Source organism: Lelliottia sp. RD5 (assembly GCF_056032945.1).
Window position 1 is genome coordinate 725,233 of the sequence record NZ_JBVYHQ010000001.1, and the last position, 12,664, is coordinate 737,896.

The 12,664-nt window shown below is 51.1% G+C and carries 11 protein-coding genes and 1 pseudogene; 7 read left to right on the plus strand and 5 right to left on the minus strand.

Translation table 11 applies throughout. The features are described from left to right. Window positions 1-110 precede the first annotated feature (110 nt). The 3 genes from ydgH to folM all read left to right on the plus strand — a co-directional run bounded on the left by ydgH (window position 111) and on the right by folM (window position 3,388). Complete coding sequence (gene ydgH / locus AC0LWE_RS03620) at window positions 111-1,055, plus strand: DUF1471 family protein YdgH (RefSeq protein ID WP_219346647.1); 945 nt, start codon at window positions 111-113, stop codon at window positions 1,053-1,055. 187 nt (window positions 1,056-1,242) lie between these two features. After that, window positions 1,243-2,625: an amino acid permease gene (locus AC0LWE_RS03625; protein WP_012017240.1), complete on the plus strand. Its 1,383-nt coding sequence runs from the start codon at window positions 1,243-1,245 to the stop codon at window positions 2,623-2,625. Window positions 2,626-2,665: 40 nt separating this feature from the next. Further along, a complete protein-coding gene (gene folM, locus AC0LWE_RS03630; RefSeq protein WP_059178069.1) occupies window positions 2,666-3,388 on the plus strand; it encodes a dihydromonapterin reductase in 723 nt (240 codons plus the stop codon). On the opposite strand, the gene AC0LWE_RS03635 is transcribed toward folM, so the two are convergent. Further along, complete coding sequence (locus tag AC0LWE_RS03635) at window positions 3,385-3,720, minus strand: GlpM family protein (protein WP_202666867.1); 336 nt, start codon at window positions 3,718-3,720, stop codon at window positions 3,385-3,387. The two genes, folM and AC0LWE_RS03635, sit on opposite strands and share 4 nt — an antisense overlap. A 126-nt stretch (window positions 3,721-3,846) precedes the next feature. Between AC0LWE_RS03635 and rstA the strand changes: the two genes are divergently transcribed. After that, complete coding sequence (gene rstA, locus AC0LWE_RS03640; protein WP_131487469.1) at window positions 3,847-4,563, plus strand: two-component system response regulator RstA; 717 nt, start codon at window positions 3,847-3,849, stop codon at window positions 4,561-4,563. Between the two features lie 187 nt (window positions 4,564-4,750). On the opposite strand, the gene chrA is transcribed toward rstA, so the two are convergent. From chrA to AC0LWE_RS03655, 3 genes are all read right to left on the minus strand, one after another. Beyond that, window positions 4,751-5,956 (minus strand): chromate efflux transporter, encoded by a 1,206-nt coding sequence (gene chrA / locus AC0LWE_RS03645; RefSeq protein WP_219346648.1) that lies wholly within the window; start codon window positions 5,954-5,956, stop codon window positions 4,751-4,753. Between the two features lie 448 nt (window positions 5,957-6,404). Further along, window positions 6,405-7,925: a carboxylesterase/lipase family protein gene (locus AC0LWE_RS03650; protein ID WP_219346649.1), complete on the minus strand. Its 1,521-nt coding sequence runs from the start codon at window positions 7,923-7,925 to the stop codon at window positions 6,405-6,407. 249 nt (window positions 7,926-8,174) lie between these two features. After that, on the minus strand, window positions 8,175-8,834 hold the full coding sequence (locus AC0LWE_RS03655; RefSeq protein WP_202666870.1) for a DsbA family protein: 660 nt from the start codon (window positions 8,832-8,834) through the stop codon (window positions 8,175-8,177). 97 nt (window positions 8,835-8,931) lie between these two features. Here AC0LWE_RS03655 and AC0LWE_RS03660 point away from each other — a divergent pair, with 97 nt between their 5' ends. Together AC0LWE_RS03660 and uspF are read left to right on the plus strand one after the other, a co-directional pair. Continuing rightward, window positions 8,932-9,816 (plus strand): LysR family transcriptional regulator, encoded by an 885-nt coding sequence (locus tag AC0LWE_RS03660; RefSeq protein WP_059178075.1) that lies wholly within the window; start codon window positions 8,932-8,934, stop codon window positions 9,814-9,816. Between the two features lie 649 nt (window positions 9,817-10,465). Next, a complete protein-coding gene (uspF, locus tag AC0LWE_RS03665; protein WP_059178076.1) occupies window positions 10,466-10,900 on the plus strand; it encodes a universal stress protein UspF in 435 nt (144 codons plus the stop codon). 300 nt (window positions 10,901-11,200) lie between these two features. On the opposite strand, the pseudogene AC0LWE_RS03670 reads toward uspF, so the two are convergent. Next, a pseudogene (locus AC0LWE_RS03670) lies at window positions 11,201-11,743 on the minus strand (cytochrome b). A 170-nt stretch (window positions 11,744-11,913) separates the two neighbouring features. On the opposite strand from AC0LWE_RS03670, the gene AC0LWE_RS03675 reads away from it, so the two are divergent. Beyond that, window positions 11,914-12,561 (plus strand): thermostable hemolysin, encoded by a 648-nt coding sequence (locus tag AC0LWE_RS03675; protein ID WP_245004253.1) that lies wholly within the window; start codon window positions 11,914-11,916, stop codon window positions 12,559-12,561. Window positions 12,562-12,664 lie beyond the last annotated feature (103 nt).

The following is a 12,664-nucleotide window of genomic DNA, read 5'->3' on the forward strand; positions in this document are numbered from 1 at the left end:
CTGCAAAAAATGGCGCAGACAGCGACGGGTTTTAAATGCCATAATCGGCGACGATTTCAAATTAACAACAACACCAGCACCTGGTTTGCGCATGGCGAAGGATTATTTTTATGAAGCTTAAGAACACTCTCCTGGCGTCCGTACTTCTTTCTGTGACCGCCTTGTCTGCTAACGCTGCAACAGAGTTAACGCCGGAGCAAGCGGCCGCGTTAAAACCTTTCGATCAGACCGTTATCGTGGGTCGCTATAACACCATCAGCGAAGCCGTAGCAGCCGCATCAAAACTGGCCGATAAAGTCGGCGCAGCCTCATTCTACGTGGTTGATAGCTCCGACCATGGTAACAGCGGTAACCAACGCGTTACGGTTGCGCTTTATAAACAAGATGCCCCGAAAGCTGACGCGCCAAAAAATCGCGTAATTAACGGCGTAACGGAACTGCCAAAAGACCAGGCTATTGCACTTGAGCCTTTCGACACCGTGACTGTTCAGGGTTTCTATCGCAGCCAGCCAGAAGTTAACGACGCCATCACCAAAGCCGCGAAAGCGAAAGGGGCTGCCTCTTTCTATATCGTGCGCCAGGTGGATGCTAACCAGGGCGGCAATCAGCGTATCACTGCTTATATCTATAAAGCTGATGCGAAAAAACGTGTTCTGCAGAGCCCGGATGCGATTCCAGCGGATTCAGAAGCTGGACGTGCGGCGCTGGCGACCGGCGGTGTAGCGGCTAAGGCCGTTGAGATTCCAGGCGTGGCAACCTCTGCTGCACCAAGTTCTGATGTGGGCCGTTTCTTCGAAACGCAATCCTCTAAAGGGGGTCGCTATACCGTGACCCTGCCGGACGGCACGAAAATTGAAGAGCTGAACAAAGCTGCCGCAGCGCAGATGGTTCCGTTCGACAGCGTGAAGTTCACCGGCAACTACGGCAACATGACGGAAATTTCGTACCAGGTTGCCAAACGCGCGCAGAAGAAAGGGGCTAAGTATTATCACATCACCCGCCAGTGGCAGGAACGTGGTAATAACATCACCATCAGCGCCGACCTGTACAAGTAACAGCACCACGGATCTGAAAAGGCGGCGCAATGCCGCCTTTTTTCTTAATTTGATCGAAATTCTGCCTCACATCATTGCATGCCAGCAAGACACTCCGTAAAATCCCGCGCCTTAGTGTGATCCACCATTTTTATGCGCCTGTGCGAAATAATTATTCTGGATTTGGACCTTTCATAACAGGAAGCCAATGGAAAAGAAACTTGGCCTGAGCGCATTAACTGCGCTTGTTTTAAGCTCCATGCTGGGCGCAGGCGTCTTCAGTTTGCCGCAGAATATGGCCGAAGTCGCAAGCCCTGCGGCGTTGCTCATCGGTTGGGCCATCACCGGCGTGGGGATCCTACTGCTGGCGTTTGCCATGTTATTGCTGACGCGTATCCGCCCGGATTTAGATGGCGGAATATTCACTTACGCGCGGGCTGGATTTGGCGAGTTAATCGGCTTTTGTTCCGCCTGGGGCTACTGGTTGTGCGCCGTCATCGCCAACGTCTCCTATCTGGTGATTGTTTTCTCTGCCCTGAGTTTCTTTACCGATACCCCTGAACTGCGTTTCTTTGGCGATGGCAACACCTGGCAATCTATTGTCGGTGCGTCAGTTCTGCTGTGGCTTGTCCATTTTCTGGTCCTGCGTGGCGTGCAGACGGCGGCGAGCATTAATCTTGTCGCGACGCTGGCGAAACTGGTTCCGCTGGGCCTGTTTATCGTCCTGGCGTTTGTCGCGTTCCGTCTCGACGTTTTCACCCTTGATTTCAGCGGAGTGGCGCTGGGCGTCCCGGTCTGGGAACAAGTCAAAAACACCATGCTCATCACGCTGTGGGTGTTTATTGGGGTAGAAGGCGCGGTGGTGGTTTCGGCAAGGGCGCGCAATAAACGCGATGTCGGGCGCGCCACGCTGCTGGCGGTTTTGGCTGCGTTAAGCGTCTATCTGCTGGTCACGTTGCTGTCTATTGGTGTTGTTGCCCGTCCCGAACTGGCGCAAATGCGTAATCCTTCCATGGCAGGCCTGATGGTCAAAATGATGGGGTCCTGGGGCGATGTGGTGATAGCTGCAGGGCTGATTGTTTCGGTGTGCGGCGCGTACCTGAGTTGGACGATTATGGCAGCAGAAGTGCCTTTTCTTGCCGCCACGCACAAAGCTTTCCCGCGCTTGTTTGCGCGTCAGAACCAGAACAGCGCGCCTTCAGCGTCTCTGTGGCTGACCAACATCAGCGTCCAGGTCTGTCTGGTGCTGATCTGGCTCACAGGTTCGGACTATAACACCCTGCTGACCATTGCCTCCGAGATGATTCTGGTACCCTATTTCCTTGTTGGCGCCTATTTGCTAAAAATAGCCACCCGTCCCGTGCATTACGTGGTGGGTGTCGGTGCTTGTCTCTATGGGTTATGGTTACTGTATGCTTCCGGGCCAATGCATCTGCTGCTTTCAGTGGTGCTTTACGCGCCAGGTTTGCTGGTATTTATTTATGCCCGCCGCACGCATCAGCTCAGCCACGCGCTGAAACGACGCGAACTGGCATTGATTGGTCTGTTACTGGTTGCATCCGTACCGGCAACGTGGATGTTAATGGGATAAGCGCACTCTTTCCCATTGTCGAACTGAAAAGGAGAACACGATGGGAAAAGCGCCACAACGCCCCATTCTGATTACCGGTGGAGGCCGACGTATCGGCCTCGCCCTTGCCCACCACTTTCTCACGCTTCACCAGCCGGTTATCGTGAGCTATCGCAACGAATATCCCTCGATAGAAGGATTACGCCAGGCAGGAGCCACCTGCATTCAGGCCGATTTTTCTACAGACGAAGGGATTCTGAGATTTGCCGAAACGGTGAAGTCCACCACCCGCGGATTGCGCGCCATTATTCATAATGCCAGCGCATGGCAGGCTGAAACCCCCAGCACACCGCTCAGCGAAACGCTCGCTTGCATGCTGCAGATCCACGTTCACGCGCCTTATCTGTTGAATCATGCGCTCGAAGAATTACTACGCGGTCAGGGCCACGCCGCCAGCGACATTATTCATTTCACCGATTATGTTGTCGAGCGCGGCAGCGATAAGCATATTGCCTATGCGGCAAGCAAAGCCGCGCTGGATAACATGACCCGCTCGTTCGCCCGCAAACTGGCGCCGGAGGTAAAGGTCAACGCTATCGCACCTTCGTTAATTCTGTTTAACGAAGAAGACGACGCGGAATACCGTCAGAAAGCGCTGAATAAATCGCTGATGAAAATTGTGCCGGGCGAAAAAGAAGTGATCGACCTGATCGATTATCTGCTGACCAGCTGCTATGTCACTGGGCGTTCGTTTGGTGTCGACGGCGGTCGTCCGTTGAATTAGTGAAAACGGCTCCAGAAGAAAATTAACACCCAGGCGCTGAGGCTCCAGCACACCACGGCCCCGCCCAGCGCCAGGGGTAAACGCATCATCGCCGTGAAATACCACAGCGACAGCAGATAAATAAAATAGGGAATAATGGACCACATGCCAAACACGATGGTCGTGCGCAACGCGTCAATCCCACGCTCCGACGCCACAATATAGTGGGCGATCAGCGCAAACGTCGGAAATAACGGAATCAGGCCAGCAATATAATAATTTTTCGTTTTCGCCAATAGACCTATCAATACCACCACCAGCGCACCCAGCGCCGCCTTAAACAAAAGCGCCATCTTTTTCCCTTAACAATCAAATAACAATAACGGCCACAATAGCGGAACTGAGGATAATTATGAAAGATTAATGGAAGGTTGAGGTGACGCGGTGTATGTTGACATTTTTCGCGATACAGACGTTTTATGAATAAGATCGTTTTTGTTGAGGATGAACCCGAAGTTGGCCAGCTTATCGCCGCCTACCTCGGAAAACACGATATGGATGTCATCGTTGAGCCACGCGGTGACCGCGCAGAAGAGGTTGTGCTGCGTGAAAAACCCGATCTGGTCCTGCTGGATATCATGCTGCCCGGAAAAGACGGTATGACCGTGTGTCGCGATTTGCGCGCGCAATGGGATGGCCCTATCGTTTTGCTCACCTCGCTTGATAGCGACATGAACCACATTCTGTCACTGGAAATGGGGGCGAACGATTACATTCTTAAAACCACGCCGCCTGCTGTTCTGCTCGCGCGCCTGCGTCTTCATTTACGCCAGCGTGTCGCCGCAGAAAATCAAATGCCGTCTCCGGCGCTTACACCGTACAAAGCCATGCGCTTCGGCACGCTATCTATTGACCCTGTGAATCGTCAGGTTCTGCTGTCGGGCACGGATGTCGCCCTTTCGACTGCCGATTTCGACCTGCTGTGGGAGCTTGCCACGCATGCCGGTCAGATTATGGATCGCGACGCGCTGCTGAAAAACTTGCGCGGGGTGAGTTACGATGGGATGGATCGCAGCGTTGACGTCGCGATTTCGCGCCTGAGAAAAAAATTGCTGGATAACGCGACCGAACCCTACCGCATCAAAACCGTGCGTAACAAAGGCTATCTGTTCGCTCCGCACGCCTGGGAAACCTGATTACGTTGTCATCCGGATGCGTTTATGAAAACGCTGATTGTTCCATTTTATTAGTGCCAAATCTTTCAACCTACTGTGATTACTTAAATATTATTTAATTTCAGTAGGTTGAATGTTTCCCGCAACAAAAATATAGGGCCAAAAGCAGACTTCAACATGCACCCTTTGCCCCAATACGTCCCTAAACTCACAGGGCTACACTGAACAACCAGCCCGCAATAGCACTGCTCACCACAACCAGCCACGGCGGTAACTTCCAGAACAATAGAGCAACCAGTGCCAAAAGCGCCAGGATGAAGTCTTGCGGTGTGTGAATCGCGCTCGTCCACACTGGTTGATAGAGGGCTGCTACCAACAGGCCAACCACGGCCGCATTAACACCTAATAATGCCGCTTGAGCACGGGTGTTGCGGCGAAAATGCTCCCAGAAAGGTAAGGCACCCACGATCAACAGGAATGATGGCGCGAAGATCGCCAGCAGACAGATCAGGCCGCCGAACCAGCCGGAGGGTCCATGATTTAGTGAAGCGCCGAGAAACGCCGCAAAGGTGAACAAGGGGCCAGGAACGGCCTGGGTAGCACCGTAGCCGGCCAGAAATGTATCTTTGCTTACCCAGCCGGTAGGCACCACTTCAGCTTGCAGCAACGGTAGTACGACATGCCCACCCCCAAATACCAGTGAACCGGCCCGGTAGAAGACACTCACCAGTGATAAAGTCTGATTTGGAAACATCGCCGTCAGCAATGGCAACCCTGTCAGTAGCACAAAGAACAATGTGAGCCACAACAATCCGACACGACGCCGTATGGCGATCGGCAGCGGGTCATGTATTGACCTCTTCTGGGGTTTAAACAGCAATAGACCAATGACAGCAGCAATGACGATAGCCCCCACCTGCCCCCATGCAGACGGCACAAGAAGCACAAAGCAGGTCACTGCCGCCATGATGGCGATACGCGGTGTATCCGGGCAGAGATTACGAGCCATACCCCATACAGCTTGTGCAACCACCGCTACGGCCACCACCTTTAACCCTTGCAGCACCCCCAACGGCATCACATTCCCGTCGCTGGCCATCCCCAGCGCAAAGAGGATCAGCGCCACTGCTGATGGCAACGTGAAGCCAGCCCATGCAGCTAACGCCCCGGTATAACCACATCGGAACAACCCGATCGCCATGCCGACCTGGCTGCTTGCAGGCCCTGGCAGGAACTGGCAGAGAGCGACCAGGTCCGCATAGCTGCGCTCGGTCAGCCACTTCCGCCGCGTCACAAACTCATCGTGAAAGTAGCCCAAATGGGCAATCGGGCCGCCAAAGGAGGTCAGACCCAGTCGAAGAAAGATCAGAAAAAGAGCCCAAGGATTGTGGTCAGGCCTGGCAATATCGCTCATGGTCGCATCCCGATTTCTGGTTTCGTTAGATTATATTAATCGAGACCCGATAACGAAATGCGATAAAAATAAGCCCTGATACTTTGATCGTTGGCTTATGCCTTATCCTTATGAGACGTCTGCTTTTGTAACATGGCTGACGTGGACGAGAGTAAGAACGGACTCCAGAAGCCGAACGCCGTGGTTGCAGACCAACACCCAAGGCGTAACGCAGCGTCCGATATGATTGAAATGTTTGCCTGGTGGCTTTTAAAGGCACAGCTCATGGGAACTCTCATAACAAAGCCATAACTAAAAAATAATCATTATTTCAGTACGTTGTAATTAAACGACACGGCAGGCAGAAAGGGTTTACCATCATGGTTACAAGCCGGACAGTGAAACCAGAACGAAAACCCTTTCTTGCCGAACACGCCTTACAGCCATTAAGGCCACAGTAAATGGATAGTCAGTATTGGAATTTATCCCACAGTGCCGAAATTTGAGGATCCTTGAGAGTTTCTATCCGGCTTGTGGTATCAAACACCATCGTCTTATTGTCGTTGTTTGAATAATGCGGCCACCCCGGATTGCCATATTTAGCAAAGGCGGCCCAGGCATTATTAATACTGTCAGACAAAGACTGGGGCGGGTTCACGCCGACAAAGTTTTCCGCTTCTTTTGTGTGAATCGTTCCGAACGTAAAGGGCACATCCACAAAATGGGCGGCGCCCAGACGGCCATTGTAGGCTGTTGACCGCCAGGAAAAGTCATAAAACCACGTGTTTTGATTACGGCTCAACAGACGGGCTATGTTCAGCGCCGGCATCCTGAACGTATAGTCCGACATGATCTGGGCGTAAATGTCGCCCGGACTTTCCGCACTGATACTGTTTTTTGTATAAGCCTGCAGAGCACTAGCAGGGAGACCCAGCTCATCAATCACCGTGTTCACATCCTTAATAGTGATTTTTTGTATGCCGTCACCGGGGAGCAAATAGAGTCTGAACTCGCTGTCGGTGCTGCCCACAATCACAGGAACGCGATTGCTGTCCGTCATCGCCAGATCTTCCATGGGGCTTTTGATGATGATTTTACCGTCCGCAACCGGCAAAAATGCCGTGCCGCCAAGAGAAAGCCTTCCCCATTGGGCTGTATCTTTGATTTGCTCTCCGACTTTCAGGACGTTCTGAACCAGATCCTCAAAAGGCACCCTGGCGACGGCTTCGGGGTCGGCAGGAATCCCCAGATTGTCGGTAAATTGCCGGGTGATTCGGCTTGCATCGGCCGGGCTAATCCATTGCATCGGAGGGCTTTGCAAAATAGCCTGCTGGTAAAGCCCTTTGGTCTCTGGATTGCCTAAATGGATGGCGACGCTTCCCGCTCCTGCGGATTGCCCGAAGAGTGTCACTCTGCCCGGATCGCCTCCGAAGTTTGCAATATTCCGTTGAACCCATTTAAGCGCAGCAATCTGGTCTGCAATGCCGCGGTTGTCTGGACGTTGAGCAAAATGCATAAAGCCATCCACGCCCACCCTATAGTTTACCGTGACAACCATGACGCCTTTTTTAGCAAACACGCTTCCGTCATAAACAGACTCTGTGGCATCTTCCCTGATCCAGGCTCCTCCGGGGATCCACACCATGACGGGCAATTTCCCTTCAATATTGTCAGGCCGCCATATGTTGAGGGTCAGGTCGCCGGCATGACCGACCAGCCGTTGCGCTGAGCTTCTTCCCGGTTGCGGCACGGGCGAGTCAGAGAGGGTTGCTTTTATACCCTGCCAGGGCTGCACGGACTGAGGGTTCTGAAACCGTCGTTCCGGGGTAAAGGGGTTGGCCGCATAGGGGATCCCTTTATAAATGAAGATGCCCTCTTCCGTACGGTATCCCTGAACCTTACCCGCCTCGGTGTCGACAACAGGAGCAGGCGCACCAGCAAAAGATAATGAACTCGCGACAATCAATGCACTGCCCAGTAAATATTTCATTCGTATTCCTTCTGAAATTTGCCCCGTGCAATTCCGGCTCCTGCCTGGCCTACAGGTCAAATCTGCCACCAGATAGTCCGGCGTTATCATCGATACGCAGAGCGGTGATGTAGGCCCCTACTACCCTTTACGCGTCCTGCTTAATGGCCTCTGCCTGCTACGGCAGTATGTCCTTAACCCGTGAACAATACGATTGCGACGTTTGCCATTTCAGTCACCACCGTGTGAAAATTCGTTTTGCGTTTTGCGTTATGCCAGTGCGGCCAGCGCTGCGCTGATGCTTTCTTCCCCTCTGTAAAGATCGTAACCGCTGATGATATGTTCTTTCCCATACGCCGTCGCAATCAACAGGGGCACGCCTCCCACGCCTTTTTCGTGCATGAGTCGCTTTACGCGGGCGATGCGCTGTTCAGTCTGGTTGCGCAGCGCGGCATCATCTTCAAACTGGCTGGTCAGATCATCCGCATCACCCTCAGCACCGTGTTCCTGCGCCCAGGTGGCGCTGATATCCGCCACCACATCGCATCGAGAGGTGTCGCGACCCTCAACGTAGCGGGCGTGCTGAAGAACGTGGAGCAGGCCCGCCTCTGCGGCTGCACCGGCGTGCTGAAAAGCGGTCAGCGCGCGGTTCATGTAGGTCGAATCAAAACGGGTACCGGACAGCAGAAGTTGGTGATAGCTCTCGCTGAACGGCTGTCCGGTCAGCGATGTAATGCGCTGATCGTTGGCCCATGCGTGTTCAGCCCACTGGGCCGTAATCTGCCGAGCCCCCTCATCACTGAACAGGCCACTGGGCATCAGCTCAAGCCGGTCGCCGTGGTGTCGGGCCAGATAATGCAGGGCTGGCGCGCTGGCATAGCACCAGCCGCAAAGCGGGTCAAAAATGTACTGCAGCTTTTCGATGTGCATAGTGCACCCTCCTTTAATCAGTTGTGTTGATCATAATTAGATTACGCAATATGAAAAACAGGCATACAGTAGACACATTGTTGCATGAGGTGAACGAATGGACAGAGTTACGGCGATGGAAGTGTTTTCGGAAACGGTCAAACGCGGCAGCATCTCAGCGGCGGCGGAACATCTGGGCTTATCGCGGGCTATGGCCTCACGCTACATAGCCCTGATGGAAGAGTGGACAGGATCGCGCCTGCTTCACCGGACAACGCGCAGACTCAGCCTGACAGTAGCCGGTGAACAGGCCCTTTTGCTGTGTCAGGACATTCGGACTCTGACGGATGGGCTTGCAGCCATGGGACCCGGCAGTGTTCCTGTGCCCAAGGGCAAACTTAAGATCACCTCCAATTCCATCTTTGCGGAATTTTGCCTTACGGAGCTGCTGGTTGACTTCCTTATTGCCTATCCGGAAATACAGGTTGATCTGCAAATCATGGACAGAACCGTTGACCTGGCCGAGGAAGGTATCGATCTGGCTATCCGCACGTCAAGCACACTTGCTCCCAACCTTTATGCCCGCAACCTCGGGTACTGCTCTTCCGTTTTATGCGCCAGCCACGCGTACCTGGACAAACACGGCACACCAGCCAGCCTGAGCGACCTGAAACATCACAACTGTCTTACCTATACCTACTTTGGCCAGAGCGCGTGGCGGTTCCATAAAGAGAGCGACATTGTCAACCTGCCGGTAACGGGCAGCATCAGTACCAACGAGGCTGCGATCCTTTTTAAGGCGACGAAGTTGGGGGCGGGTGTAGCCATGCTGCCTCTGTATGCCGTAGAGCAGGAGCTCGCGGCGGGGAGACTGGTTGCGCTGCTGCCGGAGTATGAGCTCGACAGGTTGTCTGTAAGCGCGGTTTATCTTTCACATAAAAAAATGCCTCAGGCCCAGCGTGTATTAATTGATTATTTGGTTGAGCATCTCAGACTCCCCTGATGCGCAGAGATGAAAGGCAAAAAACATAACCGGGAGGTTACGCGAGTATATGACGGGTCCCAGCGCATTGAATACTGCCAGGTACGTCGATTGCAGCCGATTGGGATGGACTGATCTTATCGGGCATCGTTAACGTCCAGAATCAGGCCTGCCCGGCTGATGTCCCATAAGCAATACCCGTGGATAGTTTGTCGATGCGTGACAGGCTCTCACCGCACCAGGCTGCGGATGTGGGGTAGAAAAAAGAGCGTATTGTGACGATCCAAAGCGAGAATTTTAAATACCTCTTCATTGCGTGTCGTTCGATTATTCTACTCAATAGATATTTTGGTAACGTATTCAATACTTAATAAAAACACCTCAGAAATATCTCTGCCAAAAATGTGAATATTTTCCGCATTTTAAAATTTAATTATTTGATAATAATTATCGTTAACACATGATGATATATTCATTCAAAACGCTCTTAATTCAATTAACTATTTCATAGTTGAGAGATTTTAACCCCTGACGATAACACCTGTGTAAATCCAGGTTTGACAATACAAATATTGGCAGAATAAACTTTTCCCCATTATGGCATCCAGCTCTCTGTTTTCCAGGAATTATGAGCCTAACCTTAATGGGGCAAAACACGTAGGAGGATCAAATGTACAACACAATTTTGGTTCCAATTGACATTTCCGAGGATGACCTGACACACATGGTCATTCCTTATGTTCAGGCGCATACAGCTCTTAACACGGCAAAAGTCCATTTTCTTACTGTTATTCCTTCGCAACCTTATTATTCATCTTTAGGTTTAGCCTACTCAGTAGAAATGCCGAAGATGAAAGAATTCCAGCATGCGGCCTTATCAAAACTGGATGAAATTGTGAAGCAATTCAAAATCCCTGCAGACAAAATACAGACTCATGCCGTAACGGGTTCACCGAAGGATCAAATTCTTAAACTCGCTGAAATGGTAAGTGCTGATTTAATTATAATTGCATCCCATAAACCTGATATATCAACGTATCTGTTAGGTTCAAATGCTGCCGCAGTTGTACGACATGCCAAATGTCCTGTACTGGTCGTTAGATAAAATTAAGTAGCCTGCATGTCGCAGGCTACTTTTTTTGTCATCGCTCATGGGGTAGCTAAATGAAAAATGACCTGCGCCTTAATTCCTGAATCCATCGCCTGTCTGGTCAGTGTCTGTCTGTTCATTGCTGCAATCGATATGATGAAATCGGGTCTTTTTCTTCTCCACCACACCGCAAAGCTTGCAGCAACGTACTATTTTTATTTGTTAATTGAGGGTGTTATTGATAATAACGCAAGTGTTCGGCATGGCGTTCATTTTTCAAGTAAAAACACGTTCACAGTAAAGAGTTCTTAATTTTCATTTCTGTCGATTTAACAGCGGTAACATTCTCTCAAGCGTGTTGTCGCGCACAATGTAATGATGGAACAACGCTGCAAGAGCATGAAACCCGATAAGAAAATATCCGGCATTGGCGATAAGTTCATGCAACTCTTTAAGATTATACTGTGTAGCTGTATTCAGGCTGCTGGCTATGGGCATCGTTATTCCAAAGAATGATCACTCTACCTGACCAAAGTAAAGTGACGCGACCCCAAGAAACGGCAAAATGAGAAACATCAAATACAAGCATCCATGAACTGCTTTTGAAGCCACAATTTGCCAGCGCGGCGGCGCGGGTATAATTTCGGGGTCACGACGTGTGACCTTCAGTACAACTCTGACAACCATCAGCGCCAGCACGCTGAAGCCAGCTGTATAGTGAACTATCGCCATTGTCGCACGAGTCGAACTGCCCTTCGGCGCGAAACCTTTTAATTCCATCGCGGCATAGGCTATGACAATAGCTATTAATACCAGCCAGTGAAAAGCTATCTGACTGTTGGCGTAATTTCTTTTCATTCTTGGAACCCTTTTTTTGATGTATGCGTGAGTTTTAGCGGTTTATTATTAAGAATACCTTAATTCAACAAAGCCTCGGCCTCATCAAATAAATAACCTCTCTTAAGGTTGTCATAATAATAATCACTCATATTGATAATATTGATATGAGAGGTTTGATGATGCGAATAATGCCCCCTTACACACTTAAATGGCTTCATGGCGAATACGAACAGAATGAAATTTCAGCACTGATTCGCGAAAATTATCATCAGGTTTATCGTGCGTCAATTTCACGTTGTTTGCCATGGCTCTTGGGTCTTTATGATGCAAACGGTGAACTCCAGGCGGCCAGTGGCGTACAGATTGCCTCTCATGGAGCACTCTATCTTGAAAATTATCTCGATAATCCTATTGAGACGTTACTCACTGCACGCCTGATGCAGCCTGTCTCTCGCAATACGATCGTCGAAATTGGTAATTTCGCAGCCCGAGACGGAGCCAGCGCACGCATTATGTTTGCCGCACTTTGCCAGGTGCTCACGCACTACCATTTTTCATGGATTGTCTTTACCGGTACGAAAAAAATCCGTAACACCTTTCATCGCCTGAACCTGCACCCCCTCCTCCTGATGCCTGCTGACCCAGCGCGACTGGGTAGCGCAGCATCAGAATGGGGAAAATATTATCAATATGATCCTCAAATTATGGCCGGTGAGCTTTCTGGCGGACACTCGGCGCTTAACCATGGCAGCCTGCTGCTGAGGCTGTTGACCGATCTGCCGGAAGCCCCATGGACTCATGCGTCGGGAGAGAAAAATGTTTCTGAACGTACTTGAGCAGCAGGCTAATGATCGTCCCGAGCTAACGGCCCTGCAGGGTGAGTCCGGCATATGGAGCTGGCAGAGATACCATGAGGATGTAATAACGACAGCTACACGA